The sequence below is a fragment of the Methanosarcina sp. MSH10X1 genome (assembly GCF_004099695.1).
Lineage (GTDB): Archaea > Halobacteriota > Methanosarcinia > Methanosarcinales > Methanosarcinaceae > Methanosarcina.
The window spans coordinates 376,349-403,326 of sequence record NZ_SCHL01000001.1 but is presented as its reverse complement, the minus strand read 5'-3'; the positions used below and the strand labels follow the sequence as shown (position 1 = coordinate 403,326).

At 35.9% G+C, this 26,978-nt stretch carries 21 protein-coding genes and 1 pseudogene; 15 read left to right on the top strand and 7 right to left on the bottom strand.

Annotated features, from left to right (window positions below):
- Position 1 precedes the first annotated feature (1 nt).
- The 4 genes from EQO05_RS01625 to EQO05_RS01610 all read left to right on the top strand — a co-directional run bounded on the left by EQO05_RS01625 (position 2) and on the right by EQO05_RS01610 (position 4,382).
- The gene (locus tag EQO05_RS01625; RefSeq protein WP_128503090.1) at positions 2 to 1,114 is read left to right on the top strand and encodes a DegT/DnrJ/EryC1/StrS aminotransferase family protein; all 1,113 of its coding nucleotides are present in this window, start codon (positions 2 to 4) and stop codon (positions 1,112 to 1,114) included.
- A 51-nt stretch (positions 1,115 to 1,165) separates the two neighbouring features.
- Complete coding sequence (locus tag EQO05_RS01620) at positions 1,166 to 1,900, top strand: WbqC family protein (protein WP_128503088.1); 735 nt, start codon at positions 1,166 to 1,168, stop codon at positions 1,898 to 1,900.
- Between the two features lie 161 nt (positions 1,901 to 2,061).
- Complete coding sequence (locus EQO05_RS01615; protein WP_164888437.1) at positions 2,062 to 3,195, top strand: glycosyltransferase family 4 protein; 1,134 nt, start codon at positions 2,062 to 2,064, stop codon at positions 3,193 to 3,195.
- 62 nt (positions 3,196 to 3,257) lie between these two features.
- Positions 3,258 to 4,382, top strand: coding sequence for a glycosyltransferase family 4 protein (locus EQO05_RS01610; RefSeq protein WP_128503084.1), 1,125 nt, complete (start codon positions 3,258 to 3,260; stop codon positions 4,380 to 4,382).
- 545 nt (positions 4,383 to 4,927) lie between these two features.
- On the opposite strand, the gene EQO05_RS01605 is transcribed toward EQO05_RS01610, so the two are convergent.
- Both EQO05_RS01605 and EQO05_RS01600 read right to left on the bottom strand, forming a co-directional pair.
- Positions 4,928 to 5,794, bottom strand: a complete 867-nt coding sequence (locus EQO05_RS01605; RefSeq protein WP_128503082.1) for a CPBP family intramembrane glutamic endopeptidase — start codon at positions 5,792 to 5,794, stop codon at positions 4,928 to 4,930.
- Between the two features lie 2 nt (positions 5,795 to 5,796).
- Complete coding sequence (locus EQO05_RS01600; protein ID WP_128503080.1) at positions 5,797 to 6,684, bottom strand: DUF1616 domain-containing protein; 888 nt, start codon at positions 6,682 to 6,684, stop codon at positions 5,797 to 5,799.
- An 894-nt stretch (positions 6,685 to 7,578) separates the two neighbouring features.
- Here EQO05_RS01600 and EQO05_RS01595 point away from each other — a divergent pair.
- A complete protein-coding gene (locus tag EQO05_RS01595; RefSeq protein ID WP_128503078.1) occupies positions 7,579 to 9,516 on the top strand; it encodes a hypothetical protein in 1,938 nt (645 codons plus the stop codon).
- A gap of 490 nt (positions 9,517 to 10,006) precedes the next feature.
- Here the strand turns inward: EQO05_RS01595 and EQO05_RS16070 are convergent, their stop codons facing one another.
- Entirely contained in the window at positions 10,007 to 10,132 is a 126-nt protein-coding gene (locus tag EQO05_RS16070; protein ID WP_255420814.1) for a hypothetical protein, read from the bottom strand.
- On the bottom strand, positions 10,122 to 10,358 hold the full coding sequence (locus EQO05_RS01590) for a ParA family protein (protein WP_128503076.1): 237 nt from the start codon (positions 10,356 to 10,358) through the stop codon (positions 10,122 to 10,124). Before EQO05_RS01590 ends, EQO05_RS16070 begins: the two co-directional genes overlap by 11 nt.
- Positions 10,359 to 11,366: 1,008 nt before the next feature.
- Between EQO05_RS01590 and EQO05_RS01585 the strand changes: the two genes are divergently transcribed.
- The 6 genes from EQO05_RS01585 to EQO05_RS01560 all read left to right on the top strand — a co-directional run bounded on the left by EQO05_RS01585 (position 11,367) and on the right by EQO05_RS01560 (position 17,106).
- The gene (locus EQO05_RS01585; RefSeq protein WP_128503074.1) at positions 11,367 to 12,254 is read left to right on the top strand and encodes a glycosyltransferase family 2 protein; all 888 of its coding nucleotides are present in this window, start codon (positions 11,367 to 11,369) and stop codon (positions 12,252 to 12,254) included.
- 19 nt (positions 12,255 to 12,273) lie between these two features.
- Positions 12,274 to 13,302, top strand: coding sequence for a glycosyltransferase family 2 protein (locus EQO05_RS01580; protein WP_128503072.1), 1,029 nt, complete (start codon positions 12,274 to 12,276; stop codon positions 13,300 to 13,302).
- A 78-nt stretch (positions 13,303 to 13,380) separates the two neighbouring features.
- The gene (locus tag EQO05_RS01575) at positions 13,381 to 14,106 is read left to right on the top strand and encodes a WbqC family protein (RefSeq protein ID WP_128503070.1); all 726 of its coding nucleotides are present in this window, start codon (positions 13,381 to 13,383) and stop codon (positions 14,104 to 14,106) included.
- Between the two features lie 16 nt (positions 14,107 to 14,122).
- A complete protein-coding gene (locus EQO05_RS01570; protein WP_128503068.1) occupies positions 14,123 to 14,584 on the top strand; it encodes a GNAT family N-acetyltransferase in 462 nt (153 codons plus the stop codon).
- Positions 14,585 to 14,636: 52 nt separating this feature from the next.
- Complete coding sequence (locus tag EQO05_RS01565) at positions 14,637 to 16,118, top strand: lipopolysaccharide biosynthesis protein (RefSeq protein ID WP_205793652.1); 1,482 nt, start codon at positions 14,637 to 14,639, stop codon at positions 16,116 to 16,118.
- Positions 16,111 to 17,106 carry a glycosyltransferase gene (locus EQO05_RS01560; protein ID WP_128503066.1) on the top strand — a complete coding sequence of 332 codons (996 nt, stop codon included), beginning with the start codon at positions 16,111 to 16,113 and terminating at the stop codon, positions 17,104 to 17,106. The genes EQO05_RS01565 and EQO05_RS01560 overlap by 8 nt, the downstream gene beginning before the upstream one ends.
- Positions 17,107 to 18,594: 1,488 nt before the next feature.
- Here EQO05_RS01560 and EQO05_RS01550 read toward each other — a convergent pair.
- Together EQO05_RS01550 and EQO05_RS01545 are read right to left on the bottom strand one after the other, a co-directional pair.
- Positions 18,595 to 20,283 carry a hypothetical protein gene (locus EQO05_RS01550; RefSeq protein WP_128503064.1) on the bottom strand — a complete coding sequence of 563 codons (1,689 nt, stop codon included), beginning with the start codon at positions 20,281 to 20,283 and terminating at the stop codon, positions 18,595 to 18,597.
- Between the two features lie 336 nt (positions 20,284 to 20,619).
- Positions 20,620 to 21,105: pseudogene (locus EQO05_RS01545) on the bottom strand (RNA-guided endonuclease InsQ/TnpB family protein); the annotation flags it as partial.
- A 776-nt stretch (positions 21,106 to 21,881) separates the two neighbouring features.
- On the opposite strand from EQO05_RS01545, the gene EQO05_RS01540 reads away from it, so the two are divergent.
- From EQO05_RS01540 to EQO05_RS01535, 3 genes are all read left to right on the top strand, one after another.
- Entirely contained in the window at positions 21,882 to 23,267 is a 1,386-nt protein-coding gene (locus EQO05_RS01540) for a PFL family protein (RefSeq protein ID WP_128503062.1), read from the top strand.
- Positions 23,268 to 23,767: 500 nt separating this feature from the next.
- Positions 23,768 to 23,905 carry a hypothetical protein gene (locus tag EQO05_RS15350; protein WP_164888436.1) on the top strand — a complete coding sequence of 46 codons (138 nt, stop codon included), beginning with the start codon at positions 23,768 to 23,770 and terminating at the stop codon, positions 23,903 to 23,905.
- Positions 23,902 to 24,792: a thiamine pyrophosphate-dependent enzyme gene (locus EQO05_RS01535; RefSeq protein WP_128503060.1), complete on the top strand. Its 891-nt coding sequence runs from the start codon at positions 23,902 to 23,904 to the stop codon at positions 24,790 to 24,792. The genes EQO05_RS15350 and EQO05_RS01535 overlap by 4 nt, the downstream gene beginning before the upstream one ends.
- Positions 24,793 to 25,016: 224 nt before the next feature.
- Here the strand turns inward: EQO05_RS01535 and EQO05_RS01530 are convergent, their stop codons facing one another.
- On the bottom strand, positions 25,017 to 25,913 hold the full coding sequence (locus EQO05_RS01530; protein WP_128503058.1) for a hypothetical protein: 897 nt from the start codon (positions 25,911 to 25,913) through the stop codon (positions 25,017 to 25,019).
- Positions 25,914 to 26,251: 338 nt separating this feature from the next.
- Between EQO05_RS01530 and EQO05_RS01525 the strand changes: the two genes are divergently transcribed.
- A complete protein-coding gene (locus EQO05_RS01525) occupies positions 26,252 to 26,965 on the top strand; it encodes a phosphoribosyltransferase (RefSeq protein WP_240664267.1) in 714 nt (237 codons plus the stop codon).
- Positions 26,966 to 26,978: the final 13 nt, after the last annotated feature.

The following is a 26,978-nucleotide window of genomic DNA, read 5'->3' as shown; positions in this document are numbered from 1 at the left end:
AATGATTAACGTTACCAGAACATATTTGCCAGATCGCAGTAAGCTAGACAAATATATAGATGAAATTTACAGCAGCGGTTGGGTAACCAATAATGGACAATTAGTGAAGAAGCTGACTGCAAGACTTGAAAAATATCTGGATGTTAAAAATCTGTTACTTGTATCAAATGGCACTTTAGCTTTGCAGATCGCGTATAAGGTACTCGGCATAGACAGACAGGTTATCACTACTCCGTTTAGTTTTGTAGCAACTACAAGCACATTGGTTTGGGAAGGTCTTGAACCAATTTTTGCAGATATAGATCCCGAAACATTCTGTATGGATCCATCTAAAATTGAAGGATCTATAACACCAGAGACTACGGCAATAGTACCAGTACATGTATTTGGTAATGCCTGTGATGTGGAAAAAATAGAATACATTGCACAGAAGTACGGTTTGAAAACAATCTATGATGGAGCGCATGCTTTTGGAGTACGATATAAAGATAGAAGTCTATTGTCTTACGGTGACGCGACAACGCTTAGTTTCCATGCTACCAAGCTTTTCCATACTATCGAAGGTGGAGCGATCATTTTCAAAAACAAAAAAGACCTTGAAAGAGCAAAATTGATGATTAATTTTGGCATTGACGGTCCAGACTCGATCATAGAATTGGGCATAAACGCTAAAATGAATGAATTTGAGGCTGCAATGGGTCTTTGCATCTTGGATGAAATAGATACAATATTTAAAAAAAGGTCTGAAATTTGGAACTACTATCAAGACTCGCTTAAGGACCATGTACAGTTTCAGAAACGTAACTTTCAATGTACCAATAATTATAGTTACTTTCCGATATTGTTCGAAAGTGAAAAGAGACTTATTGAAGCCAAATACGCTATGAATGCTGCTAATATTAATCCAAGGCGATACTTTTACCCTTCTTTAGATACATTGGGATATATACAGACACAGGTCATTCACACGGTATCACAGGACATTGCAAGCAGGATTATGTGTTTGCCAATTTACCCAGGGTTGTTGACTAATGAAGTAGAAAAGATAGTGAAAACGCTAATTTGCGAGCAGAATTATTCGTTTGCCAGTTATTCCCATGTTGTTAATTTATAAAATGAGAAACAGGTCATTAGGGTTTGGAATTGACTAATCAGAGGTTATCTTATGAGAATAGGAGTGATGCAACCATATTTCTTACCCTATATTGGTTACTGGCAACTTATTAATTCAGTGGATAAATTTATAGTTTACAACGACTTCCAATTTATGAAGTCCGGCTGGATAAACCGGAATCGCATACTTTTAAATAAAAAATCTTTCTTTATTACAATTCCCCTTAAATCCGGCTCCTATTCTTTGCGCATTAGTGAAAGATTTATCTCAAATCAATATTTTGACAAAGACGTAGATAGACTCCTACAAATAATCAGGCTTGCTTCTCGAAAGGCGCCATATTTTAAAGAGACAATGCCAGTTGTAGAAAGATGCCTCCTTTATGAAGAAAAAAATCTTTCAGGATTTATTTCTAACTCAATACAGCTAATTTCCGAATATCTTGGGATCACTACTGAGATTCTTTTTTTGTCAGATCTCGAAATTGACCCTTCTTTAAAAGGCCAGGAGAGAGTAATAGAGATATGCAAGAATTTCTCGGCTACTTTGTATATAAACGCAATTGGAGGCTTTGAACTTTATGATAGCAAATCCTTTGAGTCCAACGGAATCAAGCTTAATTTTCTAAAATCAATACCTAATCAATATAAGCAATTTAACAATGAATTCATTCCAAATTTGTCAATTGTAGATGTAATGATGTTTAATTCAAAAGATGATGTTAAAAAAATGCTTAATATGTATGAACTTATTAACGGGACCTGGCATTGCCGTGAATTTGCTTAAAACTCGATGTCAAGTTTTTGTTTACCAGGAGGAAATTAATCCTCTGATACAGAATTCTCTATCTAAGAACTTCTTGAGATTTGTAATTTTATAGAAAATTAGCAAATTAGAAAATAATTTAGATAAACATCATGTCTTTATGTGGTGTATGTGGTGTATCTATGAAAATTGTTGAAGTAACCGCAACATTTCCCCCTTACAATGGAGGCACAGGTAATGTATGCTATCATAATTCCATCGAACTGGTAAAACTAGGGCATAATGTTTCTGTATATACAGGTCAAAGATCTAATCTTACAGAAGGGAAGCCAGGGACGCTATCAGTAAAGTATCTAAAACCGCTGTTTACAATTGGAAATGCACCTTTTTTACCTCAATTATTAATATTAAAAGATTATGATGTTGTCCACCTCCACTATCCATTTTTCTTTGGAGCTGAGTTTGTATACTTGAATTCAATACTTCGTAACTCCAGGTATTTTTTGACATACCACAATGACGTAATTTCTGATGGATTATTAGGTTTATTTTTTAAGATTCACAAGAATACACTGATGAAATTAGTTCTAAATAGAGCTGAGAAAATAATTGTTACTTCAATTGATTATTCCGAAAATTCCTTTCTATTAGAAATATGGAAAAGGAATCCTGAGAAAATAGTAGAAATATCAAACGGTGTGGACATTGAAAGATTCAATCCTAATAACGATGGTTCCATTATAAGAAAAAAACTTAACATTGAGAATCAAAAAATTATTTTATTTGTAGGTGCTCTTGATAAACCACATTTCTTCAAAGGGTTGGAAATTTTATTAGAAAGTTTCAAAGAGATAAGTAACCCCAATTACCGCCTAATTATAGTTGGTGATGGTGAACTTAAACAAAATTATATTGAGAAAGCAAATAAGATGGGAATAATTTCTCAGGTAATTTTCACAGGGAGAGTCTCTAGTGAAGACTTACCTTTATACTATGCAGCATCAGATGTCACGGTATTACCTTCCACCACGATGGGTGAAGCATTTGGGTTAGTGTTGGTCGAAGCTATGGCCACCAGTAAACCGGTAATTGCAAGTAACTTACCGGGAGTGAGATCTGTTGTTGATGATGGTAAGAATGGATTTCTCGTGATTCCAGGTAATTCAGAGGATTTAACATCAAAAATAAAAAAGATTTTGGATGATGAAGAACTTTGCTGTAAATTTGGTAAACATGGTAGAAACAAAGTCGAAGAAAGATATAATTGGATTAATATTGCTAAACAATTAGAACTCACATTACTTAATAATCTCTAAATTTAGTGAAAATTTTGTAAAAAGCGTTTACAATTATAAATATATCTGCAGGAGATTGGATAATGGACAATAAAAATATTTGTATACTTACTTTTCCAATAAGTAAATCTGGGATAACCCCTTTATCTAATCTAGTTGATATATTATATCTCTTGTCAAATAACCTTTATTTAATCACTGGGAATGAAGGGTATATTTTTTTTAAAGATTATAAGAAAATTCATGCTTATGGAATAGATCACCGATCTGGTAAATCTTCAATTGAAACAATTGGAAAATATATTTTAACACAAGTTAAAATGTCTTATCTTATACTTAAATTAAGGAATAAAATAGATATTTATGTTTTATTTTTTGGTTGTGAAGGGTTACTTCTTCCTGTTTTAACTATAAAATTATTAAAGAAAAAAGTAATTTCTATTCCTGCAGATTATACTATCAAATTCGATAGAGATAAGCTATCTCAAACATTACGATATTTAAGTAATATTACTCGTATGATTAGTGATAGAATAATTCTTTATTCTCCAAATCTTATTACGGAATGGGAACTCTCTAAATATAAGAATAAAGTCTCAATTGGACATGAGCATATATTAGATTTTAACCGATTTAAATTAGAAAAAAAATATAGCGATAGGGAGTTAGTGATCGGATATATTGGCCGTTTCTCTGAGGAAAAAGGAATTATAAATTTTATAGAATCAATACCTCTTATTTTAAAGGAAAAGCCGCACCTGAATGTTTTGATAATAGGTGATGGAGATTTAAAAAATGATATTCAGATGTATTTGCTCAGAAATGGCCTTGAAAATAATGTAAAGCTTATGGGATGGATCTGTCATGAGCACCTCCCCACGCATCTAAATTCTTTAAAGTTATTAGTTCTACCATCGTATATAGAAGGTCTGCCTAATATTATGTTAGAAGCAATGGCGTGTGGCACATCTGTACTTGCTACAAAAGTAGGAGCAATTCCTGATATAATAATAGAGAACGAAACAGGATTTCTTATGGAAAATAATTCTCCAGAGTGTATTGCAAAGAACGTAATTAGAGTATTAGATCGTCCTGATTTGGATAGTGTTGCATATAATGCAAGGACATTAGTAAACACCGAGTATACATATAAGAATGCTATTGAAAATTACAAAATAATTTTAGCAGGGCTTACACGACTTAACTGAAAACTAAAAATCTAGGGCATTACGCAATCTAGATTACAACAGTTTTCATAAAGTTGTATGTACTTGACTTCACTTTTCAAGTGCGCAAGTTCTGAGATAATTAGCAGAAAAAAAATTAAACTGTGTAATTCCTGCATAATGGCGCTTGTGGTGCAAAAAATCTAGCTCTGTTATAAAGCCAGTGTACATCTTTATAATTAAAAAAGTAATTTGTGTCTCTCCAAAAAAATGTACTCAAAAGTAAAGGTCATAATATCAAATTGCGGAATTATTATTGTCGCATCACGAATAATAGAAGTATCTCTGCTTTTTACTCCAAATTGTGCAGTAAATTTTATTATTTCTATTGTTGGCTCCGCTACAAGAAATTACGAGAAGACCACTGAAATAGGTAGGAAGTTAGGAGACTATATATGCCAATAAATTCATTTAAATTATTACTATCAGTAATTGCCGAACAACTGTTTAGTGTGGAGTAGCTCGTATTAAACTTGCTGGTTCTCTCAGCTTATCTTCTTCCTAAAATAGCGCATATCCAAACAATATCAAAGCAGTCCAAGCCCAGGACCCAGATGAGGGATAACCCCAAACACAAATACATTTACAAAGCCATGGACAAGTGTTATTAGCGGCAGACTTCGGGTTTTGTAGAAGATATAACCTATGATGGCTCCTACAAATGAAGTGTATAATACTTCATAAAAAACCCCATAACCGGAATGCATGAAGCCGAAAAGGATGCTTGAAAGCAGTATTGCTCTCCATGTTCCGAAAATAATATTAAGTCTTGTCTGGAGAATTGATCTAAATATTATTTCTTCTACAAGCCCCACAAAGAAAACCATCACTACTGTTAACTTCAAGATATCCAAGGGGGAAATGCTGGGGATGATATATTTTGGCTGGATGACTATGTATTCCCCCATCCCTAGTACGAAACCTATTAGGACTGAAAGTGGAAGATAAAGCCCTATTTTCCTGAAAGTTAGTCCCACATCTTCTCGTGTCAACTGTTGATAGGTAACAACAATTGCTATCGGAACTGCCAGGGGGGCATAGATAAAAGCGAAAGAATAAAGTTTTGTATCAAAGAAAACAGGCATGGTGAGATTTATCAGGCGAAGGAGAGGAAGGAACATTAGAGCCTGATATATTTCGTAAATGCCTCCACTTTTCAAGAACGTTATAGAGAGGGAAAGACATATCAGGATAGCCATGTGTATCCAGATAGCTTCGTTTACCCTTCCGAAATAGATCAGGATTTCTGCAAAAGTGATGGCTAGAACGGGTATCCCCACATAAACTTCCTTATTCCCGATCTCAAGTTTCTCCAGCTCGTTACTTCCTTCATTTTCAGTTTTAGGGGAAGCTTCCTTTTCTTCAAATCGGCTGGCAAGGCCCAAGTTTTCCATCTTCAGACCTCCTTCATGACGTCTATCCAGATGTGTAGATCTCTGTAAGGTATAGTCTTCTCGGTTTCATTGAAAAGCAGAAACTCCAGTTTCATATTTCTTCCTCTAAAGGGTAATACAAACTCAAGGGGCTCTTCTAAGGTCTCGTTATGAGCAAGGGATATTTTCTGCAGGCTTTCTGGCAGGGGCAGAGATTTGTTTTCAAGCTTTAGTTCCATTGTGTAATTCATGGGTCTGTATTCATTATTTACAACGCCAACGATCACTGTCCCACTCTGCTCGAGCGTAAAATTCGTAGTATAATTGTCGGCTTCTCCTTCAGGGCCAAGGATGTAGAACTCTGTGAAATGTTCTCCTTCCTTTGGGCCTATTATCGCATATACAAGAACGGTTGTAGACAGGAGAATGGACAGAATTAAAAATACCGTAAAGGTCTTATCCAGCCTTGACTCAGACTTTTCCAGAAATTCGGCTTTAAATTGAAGGGCCATTGCCCTGAAGGACACTTCAAAAGCTTCATTTTCCGGAAGCTTTCCCCTTCTCAGGTATGAAAGTCCGCACATTGCAAAGGTAAATATGGATAGGCTTACTAGAACTGGCAGGAAACTAACTCCCCATCGAGAGTAGTTCCAGACAATACCTGTCAGGGGAATTACTGCAGCACTCATTCCAAAAGAAAGTGCTGTCCTTTCAATCGCATCAAGATCGTTTTTTGCAGGAAAAAAAGCAGCAATCAAGGCATATCCAGGCAAAAAAAGCATCATTGGTATTCCAAGGATTGTACACAGGAAGTTTCCACTAAGTACAGGCACAATCAAGAAGATGTCGGTAAGAAGCACAAGACCTGCAACAAGCATCAGGTCCAAGGGAAATTTTCTGACCCTACTCATTTAATCTCTCCAATGGTTCTAATGCAATCTCGGTTAAGTCCATTTTTATCTATATTATTGGGAGGAAAAATGAGGTTGAAAGGTAGGTTCTGGTAACAGGAGATAGGAATCAAATATATATTCCATTCTCAGTACAGGTTATTATTTTAAACAGAAAATACCCCACGTATTTTCTCCCTCCGACGTTTAACTCCCCGTTAACTCATATTACTTTGTTATATGAAACATTTAACCCTTTTTTAAGTTTTCTCCTGAAAGGGAAATTCTCAAAAGAGTCTCTGAGATTTTTTGCTCTTACATTTCAGTTTATCTCAATTAACTACCTTCGTCTATTATTATTCCGACTTTTAGTTTCCTAAACATTTATATCTTTAGATTTTATATCAAGAACATATATATGTGCAGATGTTATTAAAAAACGAGCATTATTAGAAAATATATCACTGATAAGATGCCTAACTCAAGAGAACTTGTATGGGATCTTTTTGATTCCTTTTTAAGGGGGGTAAAAGTTGAAAATGTTATTGTATATAGATGCCTGTATATAGTCCAACTTTTGATATAATTTGTAAAAGTGGGCGTTCAATTTTGTAATAATTTTAATAAGGGTGATTTTGAAATAATGCTGCATAACCTTGTATAATTTATAGGTTTCTATAGCCCCAAATATTATTCACATATGTCAAATATTAAAATTTGTTATATAGATTGAGACATACGTTGTCCATTTAACATAATCTATAGCTAACTAATATCCCAGGTTGAAATGCTGACCAGCAGAAAAAAGTTCAAGAATCATAATGGCGGTGAATAATTCCTTATCTTTGGTGGATTAAAATTCGCCAATTCTCAGTCTTGAGGAAGCTCGAGGATTATAAATCATGTTAAAAAATTATGGTTGCACAGAGTTCTGCAAAACTAATTAAAGAAAATTTAATTGGATTCCTATATGGTGATTTTTTGTTAAAAGATACTTCTCTAAGAAACAATGAGATATTCTCAAAATTACTACTTATTTTATTCTTTTTATTAATAATTGTAGGTCTACTGTTCGCTTATAATTATCCTGCTATGGGACATGAAGCCTCTATTTATAAGTCCACACCTATTGTTGTTTGGATTTCCATGCTATTATCTATTACGGCAGGAAGCGCATTTATTATCTTCCAAGTTTATCACGAGAAATTTCAACAAAGTTACTTATGGAAAATTGGTTTCATACTTGTCTATTTATGTAATATATTCATTATCTCTTTGTTCATCATCAGAGGGTATTTTGGCTGGGCTATTAATGGAGACTCAGGGTCACATATTGGAACTGTCTATCATCTATTTTCCAGTGGTTATCTAGAACCTGAACTTATTTACCCAATTACTCACGTATATACAACGCAGCTTTCTCAAATTTTAGGTCTGGATTTAATTTATCTGCATAAATTAATTCCTTTATTTTTCGGGATTTTGTATGTACCTTATATGTATCTTTTTAATAAACAAATATTACCAGAGAAAAGCCACTTTCTGATGGCAACTCTTATAAGCTTTACATTTGTATGTGGTTGGTATTTATATTTCACACCAAATACATTAGCAAATCTTTTATTCCCACTAGTACTCTATATCGCGATTAGATTAATTAAAGGAGGAGGCGTTCCATGGGCGATTATGATCGTAATAATGTCGTTTTTGTATCCTATGTATCATCTTGTGCCTTGCATAGCTATCGTAGGTATAATTGCTTTTCTATCAATTCCAAATAAAATACTAATCCAATTTAATAAAACTAAATATAATCTAATTTTATATCGTATTAGTAAAGTTAAATTTACTCTGTTAATGATTATATTGGTATGGGGTATTACTTGGATATCTTCCTTTCCTATATGGCAAGTTACAGTGGTTAACATTTACAATGTACTCTTTGAAAGAGAACCTTCTCAACTTAATAACTTGGTTTCTCAAATTAATTATGCTCAGGGATATGGGTATAGTGTAACCACGCAAATAATTAAAAAGTTCGGGGGTATAATTGTATTTGTTTTAATAGATTTATTATGTGTCCCTATTATATTGAAAAAGATGTCAAAAGAGCCAGATGAGGTAATGAAATTAAATATGTTATTTAGTTTATACGGACCATTTGTTTTTTTTAGTGTATTAATACCTATTACTTTTTTACTTGACCTGGGTTTTGGACCAATCAGGTTTTTATTTTACTTAACTGTAATATCCACGCCTTTCGTTGGTTTCTATTTAGCAACTATAATGGAAAAATTTAAAAAAAGAAAGAACTCATTTGTCCCTTTTATAATATTATTATTTATAATTGTAATATTTATACATGCTGCTTTAGTTGTTTATCCCTCTTCCTATGTTTTGGAAATGAGCCAGCATACTACAAAAGGTGAATTTTATAGTATGAATTGGCTTTTAAATAACCGTAATGTAGATGTCCCGATAACTGGAATTACCGCAGCACCATATCGATTTGTTGACCTGCTTCCTCCTGCTGAGATAAAAAGGCAAAATATTCCTCGTTTAGAGATTCCTGAAGAGATTCGCCCCCCTTACCATTTTGGATATAACACCACAAAACCCAAGCTTTCTACATACTATAGAGATGATGTCTACCTTGTAATTTTAGATAATGACAAGTCACTTTATGCAGATACCTTCCCAAAAATGGCGAAACTCCGCTGGACTTTAGACGATTTTGAAAGGATAAACACTGACGTAAGTGTAAATAAAATTTATTCTAATAAAGTATCGATTATCTATCGTGTAAATGCGGGAGACTCTAAATTAGCTCCTAAAATCTCTAATCTAATTTGAAACCTATTTTTAACGTCTCCCAATTAATTTTTATTTTCAACCTTATTTTGCATCTCTTTCAACACCAGTTATTGAGATGCTTTAAATTTAAGTATAAACTTAGTTCATCTACGAAGCGGGAAGCTCTCTTCTCGGTAGATGTGGTTTACCACATCGGATAGGGATGTGATGAAAGCGTAAACTTCCCTATACAACTTTTAGTTGTTAGTTAATTAGTTATATTTACAAAACGCTGTGCATACAACATTTCTCACTATCCTGACAAAGAAGGGTATTTCCCTATACATATTCTAAAAATGCTTTTTCGTAAAAATGGTAAAGTTAAATTAGAAATTTTTCTTGAATTTTCAAGACGATTTCCTAATGCTAAAAAACTATTAACGTTTCCAATGCCTAAAATCTTGAAAAATGAACTGTCATATATTCAGGAAATAAATGCATTTTTTCTGTCTTTCCATTTTCCATCTTTCCGTTTTTTCTACTGCTGTGTCTATCTCTTCCAGGTTAGCTGGGTTTTTTCAACCTTGATTTGCTGCTTCCTAAGGAAAACCCCTATATTATCGTTTTCATCGATAGTTGTGTTGCCTGTAACTGTCCTCACTGGATCATCCCCCATTTTTCATAACTTCTTCTGTTAAGGCCTGATATGCTGCTGCTCCTGCAGATTCAGGCGTGTACTCAAGAACCGATTTTTTGTAAGTTGGGCATTCTGCTAACCTAATGTTCCTCAGAATAGTTGTCTCAAATAAAATTATTCCAAGCTTATTCAGCAACCGTTCCCTGACCTCTCTTGCCAGGGTGGTCTTTATATCATATATTGTCAGCAGGATTCCTCCAATCACGTGGTCTGGGTCAGGGCTTGTTTGACCTGCAGTGTTTGACCTGCAGCATAACATTTACCACCTGTCTCGTCGATCCAGTGCAATATGCTTTGTACATAATAATGACCTCATCAGCTGCACACAGGGCATTAATTGGAACCACTCTGACTGAGGGCTGGGTATCAATTTATGATCTCATATTTTTCTCTACTGGTTTCAGAGCTCTTTTGAGAAAGGTTTCACTGCCAAGTTTTATAGGCAGTTCTAGTTAAATTGTTGAAAATGCCAGGCAGGAAGGAATAATATCCATTCTTGTTTCTACAGATAGTGAAATAATCTCTGTGATTGGAATTCCCTGAAATAAATCTTTAATTGTTCTGTCTGCTCTCAATCCGGAACACAGATATAAGGATGCACTCGCCTGAGGTCAGAATCTATTAACAGAACCTGCTTACTTTTTCGAACTGATCCTTCAGCCAAATTTATTGTAGTCGTTGACTATAACGTATAAATAAACCTGCTAGAAAGGAACTGCTGAGTCAAAGTTGATTTTAAAGGAACTATTGACACTCTGATTGTTCAAAATATCAACTGTGTAGAGAACGGAAGTATGATAATTTTGATTACCGATTATTACTCCAGCTTTCCTCTTTCTAGATTTTGATAACGCTTTATTTGTTTTGAAGTATTTATGTACAGGACGTTATTGTTATAAATATATAATTGGAATGAATATAAACGAACAGGTAACCTAAAAGTTTATATTGTCGATTATTATTCCTACTCCTTGTTTCTTAAACTTTTATATCGTTTAATTTGATATTAATAAGATATATCTTTAAAGATGTTATAATATGTTAAATATATGTAACTGATGGGGAGTCTAACTAATAAGGTATTATGTTAGAGTTTTTTAATCCTTATTTGGAGGAGTAAGAATTGAAAAACATTCTATGTATAGCTAAAGTAGTCTCAGATTTTATAGAGAAGCTCAATTTTGTGTTATTATAGAGGTCCAGGGGGTTCAATATTACTCTAACGGTTGCTGCTATGCCTGCATATAATGAGGAACACGTGATTGCGGAAGTAATTCTGGGTTGCAAAAAATATGTGGATAAAGTAATTGTTGTTGATGACGGTAGTTCGGACAACACTGCCGAAATCGCAGAGTCTCTAAAAGCACATGTTGTAAGGCATATTAAAAATCTCGGTTACGGAGCAGCTCTTAAATCTTGTTTTAATACAGCCCGTGAACTTGGTGCAGACGCAATGATACTAATAGACTCAGATGGGCAGCACAGTCCGGAAGAAATTCCAAAACTGCTAGCTCCTTTAGAATGCGGATATGACCTTGTAATTGGCTCAAGGTTCGTCAATGGCAATGGTAAAAATGTTCCTTTATATCGCCAGGCAGGTATGAAAGTTCTTGATGTTGCAACTTACTTTGCAGGCGGGATCAAAGTTACGGATTCCCAGAGTGGTTTTCGTGCATATAGTCGGCAAGCCATTGAAAAGATTCAATTCAATGGGAATGATATGTCTGCAAGCTCAGAGATTTTACTTCATGCAAAAGACAACAATCTGAAGTTTACCGAAGTTGAAATTCACTGCAGATATGATCTTGAGAAGTGTTCAAGTCAGAATCCTTTTATACACGGGACAAAAGTATTGCTACAAATTTTAAAGGATATGGAATTCAGAAGACCGTTATATTATTTTGCAGTGCCTGGAATATTTATTGGAATTATTGGGGTCTTTGCGGGAGTATATTTTTTACAGAATTTTTATTCTGGAGAGAGTTTGAGTTTTGTGCCGGTTATTTTGATGTTCATAATGGTGCTTATTGGTATGTTTATGGCATTTACGGGTATCATTTTGAACGTAATCTCAAGATTAATCCAGGGGTTAAAGGTCTAGAGTCGAGTGGGGGGAAACTGTGACTGATTCACCTGATATTACAGTTATAATTCCGAATTATAATGGAAAACACTATTTAGATGATTGTTTAACTTCACTAACTAAACAATCTTATAAAAACTTTGAAGTTACAATAATAGATAACGCTTCTTCAGATGGTTCGTTAGAATATATAAAAACGAATTTTCCTCAGTTCAATGTCATAGAAAACTCTCATAATCTTGGATTTTCAAAAGCTGTAAACCAAGGAGCGAGATTATCAAAAGCCACGTTTTTGGCAATATTAAATAATGATACTGTTGTGGATTCAAGATGCTTAGAAGAATTTATAAATTTTACTAAAATGTTCGATGATTTTGGCTCATGTCAATCTAAAGTGTTACTGTATGATCATAAAGATGTTATCAATACTATTGGAAATGAGATTTTTTACTTAGGTTTGGGTTGGTCGGGAGGATATGGTCAACACGAGCAATCATACAATGATATCAAAGAGGTAACTTACTGTAGTGGCGCCTCTCTGTTTGTAAAAAGAGATGTTTTGCAACAAGTAGGTTACTTTGACGATGAAGAGGTTTTTATGTATCATGACGATTTAGATCTTGGTTGGCGTCTGTTACTCTATGGTTACAAGAATTACTTTGCCCCTAAATCGATTGTATATCATAAATATCAATATAATAGAAACAATAAAAAATATTATTTTTTGGAGGTTAGTCGTTTTGTATCTATTATAAAATATTACGAGTTCCAAACAATCTTATTAATTTTCCCTGTTTTATTCACCTTAGAGATAGGAATTATTTTATTTTCAATATATAAGGGATGGTTTAAGAGTAAAATTAAGTCATATGCCTATATTTTTTCAAACTTTGGCAGATTATTAGAAAAACGAAAAAGAATTCAAAAATCGAGACTTTTACCAGATAAATCAATTTTAAGTTATTTTACAGATGAAATAAAGTTCAAAGAACTAGATAACATTTGTTTACGATTTGTCAATCCATTATTTCATATTTATTGGCAAGTTATCAAAAAAGTCATATGATTCTGGTTTTAGTAAGGAGTGATGTTTGAAATTTTTACTCTCTTCAAATTAAAATAATAAATCTAATCAGAGGTTTTTATGAAAATTGGAGGCATGCAACCATATTTTTTACCATATATTGGTTACTGGCAACTTATTAATTCAGTGGATAAATTTATTGTTGACGACAATCTGCAGTTTATGAAAGCTGGCTGGATAAACAGGAATCGTATCCTTCTAAATGCCAAAGATTTTTTTATTACAATTCCTCTTAAAGGCGGCTCTAATTCTCATCAATATACTTTGAGGATTCGTGAAAGATTTATCTCAAATCAATACTTTGACAAAGATGTAGATAAACTCCTTCGAACAATCAGGCTTGCCTATGGAAAAGCACCATATTTTAAAGAGACAATGCCGATTATAGAAAAATGTTTTCTTTATGATGAAAAAAATCTTTCAGGATTCATTTCTAACTCAATACAGATAATTTCCGAATATCTTGGAATAACTACTGAGATTATTTTTTCACCAGATATCGAAATTGACCCCTCTTTAAAAGGCCAGGACAGAGTAATAGAGATATGCAAGAATTTCTCGGCTACTTTGTATATAAACTCAATTGGAGGCTTTGAACTTTATGATAGCAAATCCTTTGAGTCCAACGGTATCAAGCTTAATTTTCTAAAATCAAAACCTAATGAATATAAGCAATTTGACAATGAATTTATGCCAAATTTGTCAATTATAGATGTAATGATGTTTAATTCAAGAGATGATGTTATAAAAATGCTTAATATGTACGAACTTATTGAGAAAGATTGAGTGCCAGAGGAATTTAATGATAGAACAATTACCCTTTAAATACTTTGAACTTGAAAAAAATGAGTCAGGCTCAAAAGAAGTGCAGAATTATTTTCACAAGATGTGCTATCATTTTATTCCGCCAATAAATCAGGTGGTTGATATTAATAAATATTCAAATAAGCTTGTTCAAAGTGCTGATTGTTTTTTTATCCAAAATAATGGAGAAAATATTGGGTTTTTGGCAATTTATGTGAATGATTACTCTGAAAGAATATCTTTTATTAGCTCCATTTCTGTTATTCCCAGATATCAAGGCACTGGTATTTCTCAAAAGTTAATTGATTTCTCAATTGAACATGCAAGAAAAAAAGGGATGAAATGTATAAAACTTGAGGTAAACAAAAGCAATACGAGAGCAATAAAATTTTACGAAAGAAATAAATTTAATATCGAGTCGACTGACAATAATAGTTTTCTAATGATCAGAAACGTTTAATTATATTTCTCAGAAGCAGTCTATATAACATTTACATAGGGATTATCCAAAAATGGGAACAATTATGAATTCCACCAATGCTTTCCGTCACACAATGGTTACTGGGATAATCTGGACTTTCTTTGAGCAAATTTTTCGCATTGGAATTCAGACAATCACTACACTTATATTAGCGTGGTTCCTGCTTCCAGAGGACTTTGGTCTTATAGCCATGCTCACGGTCTTCTTCGCTCTTGCTAACTCGCTAATGGATTCCGGCTTTAGCCAGGCCTTAATTCGTAAAAAAGAAGTTAGCAAAACGGATTATTCAACGGCGTTCTATACAAATCTAACGTTAGGATTTTTAATTTACATACTTCTTTTCTCTTCTGCGCACTTTATATCAATTTTCTACAATGAACCACGGTTGGTAATGTTAGTTCGTGTAATGGGATTGATTGTTATTATCAATTCTTTTCAACTGGTGCAGGTAGCAGATCTTACTAGAAAGTTAAATTTTAAGGTCCAATTTAGAGTAATTCTTCCTTCTGCTATATTTTCCAGTATTGTAGCAGTTTCTATGGCAGCAATGGGGTTTGGAATCTGGAGCCTGGTATTTCAGATGCTCATTTTCTCTTTTGTTTCTACAACACTTTACTGGACTGTCAATAAATGGAGACCCAGTAAAGAATTTAGCTTAGAATCACTTAATGAAATGTTTGGCTTTGGTTCAAAACTATTGGCATCTGGTCTACTGGAAACGATTTTTCAAAATATTTATGTTATAACAATTGGCAAACTTTTTTCCGCTACACTGGTAGGTTATTATTTTTTTGCTCAGCGAATTCAACAACTTGTTGTGGATCAATTGTCAGGTGTAGTACAAAAAGTAACCTATCCAGCACTATCCAGTATACAAGATGACAATCCAGCTCTTAAGTCATTTTATCGAAAAATTATTCAGGTTGTTACCTACGTTGTATTCCCTTGTATGATAGCTCTTGTAGTATTAGCTAAACCCATCTTTAGCCTTATGTTAAAAGAAGATTGGTTACCTGCAGTACCCTATTTGCAGCTTTTGTGCATAGCAGGTTTATTGTATCCCTTACATGTAATTAACCTGAATATTCTCAAAGTTAAAGGTCGATCGGACCTTTTTTTGCATTTAGAGATAGTTAAAAAAATAATGATGGTGATAATTCTATTAGTTAGCTCAAAGTTTGGTATTTTTGGTATTTTAATAGGGGAAGTTATTAGCTCATTCCTTGCTTATATCCCTAACAGCTATTTCTCAGTTAAACTTATTAACTATTCTATACCGGAACAGTTGCGTGACTTTATCCCTACTTCTCTATTAGCTTTTACAATGGGAGTTATTATGTATACTGTAGGTTTATTTTTACCACTTAGTGAATTTACTTTCATTTTGGTGATTGGATTGGTGGGGGCCACATTTTACATTTTAGCCAATTATCTATTAAAAATGCCTGCACAGCTGCTAATATTACAGATACTAAAAGAAAAATATTTAAAGGGAGGTCAGAGCCATGGATAAGGTACAGGAACCATTAGTTAGCGTTTGTTGCTTCACTTACAATCATGAGAAATATATAAGAGATGCCATTGAAGGTTTTCTCATGCAGAAAGCTGAGTTCCCCTTTGAAATTATCGTACATGATGATGCATCAACAGACATGACAGTGAATATTATTAGAGAATATGAGGAAAAATATCCTGAGATCATAAAGCCAATTTATCAGGCAGAAAACCAGTATTCAAAAGGCATACAGGTAACAATTTCGGCTTATAAAAAGTCAAAAGGAAAATATATTGCTGTTTGTGAAGGTGATGACTATTGGACCGATCCATTAAAGTTACAGAAGCAGATTTTGGAAATGGAAAAACATCCTGGATGCCACATAAGCTTTCATCCTGCAATTATAGAGCGGGATGGTAAACTTAAAAGGAATAAAATACTGGGTTTCCATTCTAATACACATAAGATCTTTAAAATTGAAGAAGTAATTTTAGGTGGAGGAGAATTTATGCCTACAAACTCCATTATAATAAATAGATCGGTCATACCAAAAATTATTTCTTTTTTCGAAATAGCCAAAAACGCACCAGTGGCAGATTATTACACACAAATCTTAGGTGCAGAAAATGGAGGTGCATTATATCTTAATGATATAATGAGTGTTTATAGGATTGGAATTCCCAGCTCTTGGACCGAAAGGTTCAAAAAATCTTCTAAATCTGATAATTCACAGATTGATTCACTTATAGATGCTAATAATAAAATGAATGAGTTTATAAATTATAAATATTCTAAGCAAATAAATATTAGGAACAAACACCTGGTTTCGACAAACTTAAAGTCTGTAAATATTGATAAAAATAGAAGGAGGAGTTTATTAGAATCCCATAATGAGTATATAAGTTTTGAAGATAAGGTGATGTGGCATACATTGTACAAACATTCAAAGATAATGATTATCTTGAAGTTAATGAAAGATCTACTTTTTAGAAGTTCTCAGATATAACTAATCTCTATTTATTTGAACTTAATGCATGATCTTATTTTACTTATTATATTTAACCTCTTAATGCTAGTTTATATAAATTTCTACAAAGCAGTATTCTTCTTTGATGGCTGAAAATACTAGTTATAAGATATTATTTAGAATTTTTCAACGATGGTTATGACTTGACTCCTGGAACAGCTTAACTTGATTAGATAACTTAATTTTTTGAGTAAATGATAACTTTAGAACAGCAGTTCATATGAGGCACAAGCCCACTTATGGAATAAGTAACATGTAAATCAATAATACTCGAAATGCCAGGCTATTTCATAACTGTCCCTTAAGTAATTATTAATCTTAAGGATAATTTATTCTATTAAGTTTATATATATACTGGTTATCTAAATATATGTTTATTACAGACAAAATTTAGATCCATTAATGAAAAAATAAAGGTAATCAATCAGCCTACCAGAAGTCAGTTAATTATTATTGATTTTGAGATCACAAATAAACGTGATTACTAACAATGAAAAACTCAACAACGACTACAATTAACGAAAGAATGACTCAAAGAGATTTTTCCGTTGAATCTCACGAAAAAATGGCTATTGAGATTGCTTTCCTGGGCTGAGTAATTACATAATTGTTGAGATCATAGATTTATTAAATTCTGGTCGTGGGAGTGAGTTACTTATTATCAATGATTTAGCTAACAATCGAAATTATTTATAATAAAAAAACACGTTAAGGGGGATTTAACAGGCTAGCAAGTATAATTTCATCAAGCGCAATTTATCTCAGTGATCTCTCAAGGCTGACTGCAACAGGACTTCCTAGATATTGGACCGTGAATGTAGTTGGGTTACTTTTACTTCTCTTGCTCAAGGAAATTTTATCAGAGTCAAAATTGAAGGGAAAAGCTCTAGAAAGTTCTTTAAATATGGGGATTGCGCCACTGTTTATATCTTTCATTGCAATAATTGTCTACAGAATTGTAATGATTTTTTAACCCGTTGATTATTCTCACTGCTTTTAACTTCGAAGGAGGAAAGTCCCTTTCCTCAACAGCTTCCGGTGAGAACCGGAAGATGGCAGGTGGGTATGGGAACTGTCAACTGTACCATAAAAGTATGATGCTAAAATACATAAACTCTCCAAAATATAATGCAGGGGAAACTATGCATCTTACAAAACAGGTCAAGATATAACCAACGGAAGAGCAGGTTGTGGTGTTCTCTGGAGACTTTCGGAAAATGCCGACTGATCTATAATTTTATATTAGCTGAAAGAAAAATTATGAAAAATGAAAAAAAATATGTGAAATATGTCGATCACAAGAACCAGCTTCCTGAACCAAAAAGAAGTTCCCGAATATGGGATGGTCTATTCAATAGTTCTCCAATAAGTTCTTAAGAAGTTTGGAAACGATTGCCAGTTTTTTTGCTTTTCAGAGAAAATGGTAGCGGAATAATTATGAAAACTGAAAGGATATTAATGTAAAAGTCAATTCTGTAATTCAAGAATATATCCTGTCATCTCAGAACGAATAACATCAAGATCCTGATCAGTTAAATCTGTGGTTTTCAAATTTTCAATATACCTTTCCGCTTCTGTTGTATCCTTCCCTTGAGCCTTAGCTTCTAAGATTGTATTTTGAAGGGTGGTCATATACCTCACATCGTCAACCCCTTCCCTGAAACCTTCCCATTGAACGGTATCAATAACACCATTCATCGTTGGGTAAGCAAAAACATGATCTCGATATATTGGATGGTCAAAGTCATTCCATATATCACAATAGGAACACTGATATGCAAAAACCATAGCACCGTCATAATCATTCTGCCAGAGTGATAGCCCATAGTTCAGCCTGAAGAGCCTTGGATATTCCGGTACAACCTGGGGATTGCCATAAGAAAACACCTTATGACCATATTTATGATACTTATGAGCCAATTCCTTAGATGGCTTTTCATTAACTACTGCTAAATCTAGTATATCGGCTACCAAATCGGCTAGAAATTCAGTTTGTGCATTCATAACTTTTCCTCCTGAGTTATGAATATTGGTCATTTTAGTTCTATTAACAGGATCATTTATGTTTTGTTCATCCAGCCCATATACATATATATTTTTCACTGCATAAGGAGCAGTCACATTTCTATAGTATGGAATTTCACTTGCACTATCAAGATATAATCCCGTAATATATAGATTAGTGCAGTTCATGCCAACTGTGTTCCTGATTGAAAAAATCTGCACGCATGACTCAGCAGTAGGTGTAAAAATAATATGAGGGTTAGTAACTCCATGATCTAACAGATTTTTCATTTCGGCTGTATACTGCTCTTTTGTTTTTAGTTCTGAGGATATAGTTCCCTGATCTGAAATCCTACCTCTGTAATAGATGCTATATTCCATACTTGGCTTGGAAAGTATAATGGGCAAAACCTGCAAGTTGATTTTAATCTCCTTTAGAGTGTGTAATCCTTCTTTTAATGTAATTATGCCCGTATAATTACCTGGATTTCCCCACTCTGGTACGTGTATGGTGACCCATATCTGTTTATTATATCCCTCCCTAATATTTACAGGTTGAAGGGTGGGAGAATCTTTAACTGGACGTTCTAAGATAGAGATTTCAAAAAACTCTGATGGTTTAATTGTGCTGCTGGAAATGTCTTCGTATATTCCATTTGTTAGTTTCAGGTAGTTATTTCCTATAGGATTGGAAGAATCAGTGAGGGCAAAATTATCGCCGGTAACTTTAATTAGAGAATCATCTTTCAAAAGGAGTTCTGGAGTTAAGTATTTACCATGAGCATAGGGATCAAACAAATAGCCTCCTTGATACCAGCACTTAACTATTCGGATATCAACATTTGAACCAGGGATTGTAAACTCGTTTCCGGTTAAATCACTGGATGTAATTGCCAGAGAATTGATATCTGTATTCGCATGTATAACAAAACTTACAGGCTCAAATTCTCCAGGAGTTGCTTTAATTGAAATACTATCAGATAGAAAATAAGAAGGTATTTGTGAAGTTGGTAACAGTTTATAATCTGTGATTGCTGGAACTGCGTATATATCCAATGGGACTGCGCTTGTAGCGGTATTTTGGAATCCTACAAGTGAAAAAGTCACTAAAAGAATTAAAAATGAGAATACAAATGATAATTTATTTATCATATGTAATCACTAGATTATCTAAAAACTAATAAAGTTTAGAGGAAAGAAGAGCTTGGCGCCACCTCTAGGCATGAAGAGCAACCTGCCAGCAAAATAGCATTCTCTTTTTTGTTTTGCCAAATTGTTTCCTCATTTCTCTGCACTCCAGAACTTTTCTCTATTGAATGCGATTTGAGTCGTTAACTTTTCAATCTAACAGATGAATTGCATAAATATTTTTTACCAATAATTTTCTACATTTTTTTCTTGGAAAACGTATATTTAATAAATTCCACCCTCATGTATCGCTGATTTATAGGCTAGTTAGAACAATTTAAATTGTATCCAAATATCTAACTAAGACATTATCATGCTGAGATATAATATAGAAAGAAATATAGTTAAGGATTTTTTATGTGAACTACCACTCAGGTGACTACTCCCCTCACTGAAGTAAGGGGCAGCTTCGATTTTACGGTCAGATTGTAATCCCAATCTGAGTATATTAATTGAAGCATTACAATTTCGGTCAATTAATAAATTACAGAAAGGACAGTTATGTATCCTGTCCGATATAGTTTTTTCAACCAATTTACCGCATCTTAAACATAGTTGAGATGTGTGACGAGGATCAACAAAAACCACTTTTCTACCAGCATTTTCAGCTTTGTATGAAGTATAAGTTACAAGTTTATTCCAAGCAGCATCCAAGATACCTTTTGAATATAAGGAGTCTTTAACCATTTTCTTTATATCAAGGTCTTCAAAACAAATTATTCCGTAATTATTAACAAGATTCTTACTGAGTTTTTGAGTAAAATCTTCTCTCTTGTTAGAAATTCGTTCATGTACTCTACATAATGATTAAGAAATTTTGCTCTTAAATATAGGATAACCTGCTTTTTCTCCTGCTTTAACCCTTCTGAAAAAGGCTTGAAATGCAAGATCAACACGCATAGTTACATCTTGAAGCGTATGAAAATGAACAGTTTTCAGTTCTGGTTTATCTTTTTTCCAGATAGGTATGACAATCTAATCACTGGTGCAGAAAAGATGAGCTGTATACTAGCCTTATTCTTCTATACCGGTTTTTCCTTCCGGAATATTCAGGATTACTCCGTAATCATCAAAAGTAATATACTTTAATCTACGGATAATTACTCTCCTCCCGTGCACCAGACTCATAAAAGGTAGCAATCAAAGCCTTATCACGTTCATTCTGACAGACATTTATAAGTTTTCAATTTCTTCTTTAGTCAGAAAATCTTCCGGGTTTTAGTGGTTATTGACTTTTTCACTTTATTTATATTAGCAAGTTCTGGATTTATGACTTTAAAAAATTCCTGACTTGTATTTTATTTCTCTATTTAGTGATTTCTGAATATTGTTTAACAACTTCCTTTTGTACAAAGGTATAATTGTCCAGGCGATCCGGATAATCATAACTATGATCTTCGGAAAAGGTATCCAATTTTTTATTTTCGTGTCACACCATTCAACAAAGTGTTTAATAATATGATCAGTTAGAAATAGTGACTTCTGACTGGGTCCGTCAGTCCGACATTTCTGTAAGTATCTAGTAACAAACTCATCATTTTCCATATAAGGAGACCGCATTTATGGCATTCAAACATAGTGGGTTTTATTCGCCTTCCAACAATGAAATTCTGGAGACGATCCAGATGGTCAGGATGGAACATCTCGACATCAGGACCGTAACAATGGGTATCAGTCTCAGGGACTGCAGCCATCCTGATATTGAAGTTTTTAATGAGAACATTTACGAAAAAATAACCGCACGCGCAAAAGAGCTTGTGCGCACAACAAACGAGATCCAGAGCCTCTATGGAATTCCGATAATCAATAAACGAATCTCAGTGACTCCTATAGCCGTAGCAGCAGAGAGTTGCAGGTCTTCGGATTTCGTTTCAATTGCAGAAACTATGGATAAAGCTGCAAAAGACGCACAGGTGGATTTTATAGGCGGTTTCAGTGCCCTTGTCCACAAAGGCGCAACTGGTGGAGATCTGAAGCTTATCAATTCTATCCCTGAAGCCCTTGCAAGCACGGAAAAGGTCTGTTCTTCAGTAAATGTTGCTACCACGCGAACCGGGATTAATATGGATGCAGTTGGCCTGATGGGCGGTATCATAAAAAAGACTGCGAATCTGACTGCGGATAGAGACGGAATAGGCTGTGCCAAACTCGTAATCTTTGCAAATGCCCCTGAAGACAATCCCTTTATGGCAGGAGCTTTTCATGGAATCGGTGAACCCGAGTGCGTTATTAACGTTGGGGTCAGCGGGCCGGGCGTTGTGAATGCTGCAATTAACGAGCTTGAAAACCCGAACCTTACGGAGATTTCAGAGACTATCAAGAAGACGGCTTTTAAAATAACCCGAATGGGCGAAATGGTGGGCCGGGAGGTTTCGCGGAGGCTTGGGGTGGAATTCGGGATCCTTGACCTTTCCCTTGCCCCTACGCCTGAGATTGGAGACAGTGTTGCTGCAATTCTTGAGGCAATGGGACTCGAACGCTGCGGGACTCACGGAACAACTGCAGCTCTTGCCCTTCTGAATGACGCCGTGAAAAAAGGCGGGGCAATGGCTTCCTCCTCGGTGGGCGGTCTGAGTGGGGCTTTTATTCCTGTCAGTGAGGATGCAGGCATGATAGAAGCCGTCAGGGTCGGAGCCCTGACTCTGGAAAAGCTAGAAGCCATGACCAGTATCTGCTCAGTCGGCCTTGATATGATTGCAGTCCCCGGTGATACTCCTGCTTCCACCCTTTCGGCTATTATTGCTGACGAGATGGCAATCGGAGTAATAAATAGAAAAACCACGGCAGTCAGGATTATTCCTGCACCTGGAAAAGGGGTCGGTGACTCCGTTGAGTTCGGCGGCCTGCTTGGGAAAGCCCCTATTATGCCGGTAAGTACTTTCAGCTCCGAGGTTTTTGTAAAACGGGGAGGGAGAATCCCGGCTCCTATACAGTCACTCACGAACTGAGATAATGGATTGAAAGTTTCTCTAGGACACTGACACTCCTTCAAGAATAGTAGACCAAGCCGGTAAACCCGGCAATTAATTTTCGTTTTGGGGAGCGAGAGCAAATTAATTGCCAGGGTAATTTTTCCAGTACGGAGATTACCGGATCTTGCGATGGATAAAAATTCTCAAAAACTATCAAAGCTTAAAATTTTGCGTTCGAAAATAATATTTGCTTGAAAACAATTTTTTATATAATTAATTTAAAATAATTTACGTTACTCGTATATTCTGGAGTATGGGACAAACGGGGTATCATTCGACAGACGAATTGGACAAATGAACCTCCTGAGGTGCTGACCCATCTCTTCGAATAAACATGTTTGGGGGAGCATGAGATCTTCGGAGGGGCTGTATTGGGGGATGCAGTAAACGGATTCAGCGCCTCTGGACTTCCTGTCATCTTTCTAATTTATCATTTTTCTTGAAGACTTCTTTGTTTTCAGGCTGTGCTGCAGACCATGGGGGCGAAAGATCTGATGAAAGCCACCGAAGGGACCCTGATGAGATGCAGGGCGATTGAAGAAGCTAATATTGTTATAATACTGGAAAGTCCGGCTGGAAGCCAATTTTCTGACCTCAAGGAGACGCATCAATGAGCAGGACTGCGCCGAAAACGTACATTACTTCGGGACATAGCGCCTGTCCGGGCTGCTGTGATATTTTTGCTGCAAAATTCACACTTATGGGAGCAGGTCCCAATACTATTATTATTAACCCGACAGGCTGCCTGGAAGTCACAAGTACGCCTTTTCCGCTGTCTTCGTGGCAGGTCCCCTGGATCCATTCCCTCTTTGAGAATGCAGGCGCAGTTGCCTCTGGAGTGGAAGCTGGTTTAAAAGCCCTTGGCAAAAAGAAAGATATCAGGATTATAGCTATTGCAGGTGACGGCGCCACAATGGATATAGGCTTCGGGGCAATCTCAGGCGCTTTTGAGCGGGGTCACGACTTCACCTATATCTGTATGGACAATGAAGCCTATATGAATACCGGAGCCCAGCGCAGCAGTGGAACACCCTTTGATGCGAGCACCACAACCACTCCAGCCGGAGAAGCTTCTTTCGGAAATCCGTTCCCTAAAAAGAACATGCCTGCAATTATGGCAGCCCACGGCTCTCCTTATGTAGCCACAACCTCTATAGGTTTCCCCAGGGATATGATGCGCAAGGTCAAGAAAGCCACCGAAATCGTAGGTCCGGCCTACATTCATGCCCACGCCCCCTGTACAACTGGCTGGGGCTTTGATACCTCCAAAACTCTTGAAATCGCCAAATTAGCAGTTGAATCCTGTCTCTGGCCCATGTATGAGATGGAAAACGGAGAAATTACCCAGGTCAGGAAGGTTAAGAACCCGAGACCTGTCGAAGAGTACCTTAAAGTTCAGAAAAGGTTCAAACACCTTTTCATAATGGAAGGCGGCGAAGAAGAGATAATGAAAATCCAGGACATGGCGGACTGGAACATAAAACACTTCGGGCTTCAGTGAAGCCGAAGTCTCAGATTAACGGTTTTATTTTTCCGCCTCTAAGCTCTCCCAGCCTGCAGAAGTTTTAAACAGGTTTTCATATTCGAGATTTAAACAGGTTTTCGTATTCGAGATTTTTATTTCAGGCATAAGAATAGGTCTGGAAATCCGTCTGATACCATAGCCTGACACTTAATTTCCCCTATTTACAGACCCTCTTAAATCTTTCTGGCATCTCGAATTCCTCATTTCGAATCCACCCACAGCCCCCTCATCATTTCCCTTATTGCTTCTATCTTTTTTATGTTAGCTTCATCGTTTATTATATCAAGCTCATTGAAAGATTCAAGAGCTAACCTGGCTGCAATTGAGGCATCGTTCAGGTACCTGCTCCCGGCGTTGCTCATAATAGTCTGGAGGGCAGAAGCTGCCTGGAGAACTGCATTTTCCATATTCTCCTCCTCCGCGTTTTTTCCAATCTCTTCAATAGAGCTTGCTATACTCCTTACCGTGTTCTGAAGATTTTCCTGCAAGGCTGCGGCAGCCATTTCCTGAAGCATAAGCTCTACTCCCACGGCAGCTTCTTCAAGGCTTTTCTGAGCCGTAAGTTTTCCAACATCCCCAAGGCACGAGACGCATATTGCAGTATTTTCCGAAATATCAGGAAATCTCATTCTGGTAACCGCTTTCCCGATTTCTCCAAGCCCGATTGCTACTGCTATGGTTTCTTTTTCCCGGTTAAGGAGAGCTGCGGTGTTACCGCTCTTCCCGAGCACTGAAGCTGCGAGCCTTGCTACCATTTCCATCTGCTGTTCGGCAGCCGTTTTTCCTATAGCTCCAAATGAAAGTAATACCCGGACCGTCGCGCCGTGCATATTCTGTTCTATGGAACACTGCAGCAACCTTTCAAGAGCGCGAATAGCATTGATTGCGGCATTTTCCATCCCCCGAAGGGCGGCAGCCTTTCCGATCTCCTTTATGGATATCACCATTTTTTCAGCTTCTGGCTCCTTCTTCTCATTAAGATAGCCTGTGCCGATTTCGGTCAGGAAATTAAGAGCCTCGCTAACTCCTTCTTCAAATCCTTCATTAATGGAATTAAATCCCAGATTTACCATTCTGTCTTCATCCCTTGAAAACATGGCATAGAACTCCTTCCTAGCGGTTATTCCTTCTTATATGATATTTGTGAGAAAAGGCTGGCATATATTTCTCATAGATTCTTTTACTCTCATAATCTCCGCCCCACGCTATTTTTCATATTTATTTTCAGATACTCTTGATTTATTGCTCCCCTGATTGAAATATTTTCAGGTAATAAGGTGAGCCTTCAGACGAATTAATAAGCCATTAAATTGATAAATTTGTTAGATTAAATTGAAATATTCGTTAGAAAACGATACTCTCTTCTCCCATCAGGTATCCGTATATATGGACTACCCGCAGGCTATAAGACTGGCAGAAGAAGGCGGTTTATAGGATGCAGGAAAAGAAAATGCAGTCTCAACAGCGATGCGAAGCAGAGAAAAACTCATTCAGGTGCGAGCTTATAACCTTCAATGAAGTACTGCGGCTTTCGAGAATTCTTGCCCGAGAAATCAAAGCTTCGGGTTATATACCTGACCTGATTGTAGCCATAGGGAGAGGAGGCTACGTGCCTGGAAGGCTGATTTCCGATTTTTTGCTTTTTGATAACCTTACCTCGATGAAGATCGAGCATTACACCCGAGCTGCAAATCTGCGGGAAGAGGCGAGGATAAAATTTCCTCTTCCTATAGATATAACCGGAAAAAAAGTCCTGATTGTAGACGATATAACCGATACTGGCGAGACGCTCAAGCTTGCGGTGGACTACGCCCTGAGCCTGAAGCCCGCTGTCGTCAGGACTGCTGTCCTCCAGCATAAAACCTGCTCGGCTTTCACGCCTGATTTTTACTCCCGGAAAATCATTAAATGGCGCTGGATAATTTATCCCTGGGCAAGATATGAGGACTTTGCAGGATTTGCAGAAAAAATCATCCTGGACAGAGCTCTTAATCTCTCTCAAATCATAAACGAATTTAAGGACAGGTATGAGCTGGATGTCAGGGAGACCGAACTTCTTGAGATTCTGGATGACTTAACTGAAAGAAGGGAAATAGAAAAAATTAAAGGGGAGCCCCATGCATGGCGGGCTCCGAAAGGTAAATCATAGCCTGGTAATAAGC

What these genes read in the sequence shown, in the direction of transcription:
- EQO05_RS01565 (WP_205793652.1), top strand. Translation starts at nt 14,637, where the DNA reads ATGGGAACAATTATGAATTCCACCAATGCTTTCCGTCACACAATGGTT.
- EQO05_RS01530 (WP_128503058.1), bottom strand. Translation starts at nt 25,913, where the DNA reads ATGTTTTCAAGGGATGAAGACAGAATGGTAAATCTGGGATTTAATTCC.
- EQO05_RS01575 (WP_128503070.1), top strand. Translation starts at nt 13,381, where the DNA reads ATGAAAATTGGAGGCATGCAACCATATTTTTTACCATATATTGGTTAC.
- EQO05_RS01595 (WP_128503078.1), top strand. Translation starts at nt 7,579, where the DNA reads ATGGTTGCACAGAGTTCTGCAAAACTAATTAAAGAAAATTTAATTGGA.
- EQO05_RS01610 (WP_128503084.1), top strand. Translation starts at nt 3,258, where the DNA reads ATGGACAATAAAAATATTTGTATACTTACTTTTCCAATAAGTAAATCT.
- EQO05_RS15350 (WP_164888436.1), top strand. Translation starts at nt 23,768, where the DNA reads ATGGGGGCGAAAGATCTGATGAAAGCCACCGAAGGGACCCTGATGAGA.
- EQO05_RS01600 (WP_128503080.1), bottom strand. Translation starts at nt 6,684, where the DNA reads ATGAGTAGGGTCAGAAAATTTCCCTTGGACCTGATGCTTGTTGCAGGT.
- EQO05_RS01535 (WP_128503060.1), top strand. Translation starts at nt 23,902, where the DNA reads ATGAGCAGGACTGCGCCGAAAACGTACATTACTTCGGGACATAGCGCC.
- EQO05_RS01560 (WP_128503066.1), top strand. Translation starts at nt 16,111, where the DNA reads ATGGATAAGGTACAGGAACCATTAGTTAGCGTTTGTTGCTTCACTTAC.
- EQO05_RS01615 (WP_164888437.1), top strand. Translation starts at nt 2,062, where the DNA reads ATGAAAATTGTTGAAGTAACCGCAACATTTCCCCCTTACAATGGAGGC.
- EQO05_RS01525 (WP_240664267.1), top strand. Translation starts at nt 26,252, where the DNA reads ATGCAGGAAAAGAAAATGCAGTCTCAACAGCGATGCGAAGCAGAGAAA.
- EQO05_RS01540 (WP_128503062.1), top strand. Translation starts at nt 21,882, where the DNA reads ATGGCATTCAAACATAGTGGGTTTTATTCGCCTTCCAACAATGAAATT.
- EQO05_RS01625 (WP_128503090.1), top strand. Translation starts at nt 2, where the DNA reads ATGATTAACGTTACCAGAACATATTTGCCAGATCGCAGTAAGCTAGAC.
- EQO05_RS01605 (WP_128503082.1), bottom strand. Translation starts at nt 5,794, where the DNA reads ATGGAAAACTTGGGCCTTGCCAGCCGATTTGAAGAAAAGGAAGCTTCC.
- EQO05_RS01550 (WP_128503064.1), bottom strand. Translation starts at nt 20,283, where the DNA reads ATGATAAATAAATTATCATTTGTATTCTCATTTTTAATTCTTTTAGTG.
- EQO05_RS16070 (WP_255420814.1), bottom strand. Translation starts at nt 10,132, where the DNA reads ATGGGGGATGATCCAGTGAGGACAGTTACAGGCAACACAACTATCGAT.
- EQO05_RS01620 (WP_128503088.1), top strand. Translation starts at nt 1,166, where the DNA reads ATGAGAATAGGAGTGATGCAACCATATTTCTTACCCTATATTGGTTAC.
- EQO05_RS01570 (WP_128503068.1), top strand. Translation starts at nt 14,123, where the DNA reads ATGATAGAACAATTACCCTTTAAATACTTTGAACTTGAAAAAAATGAG.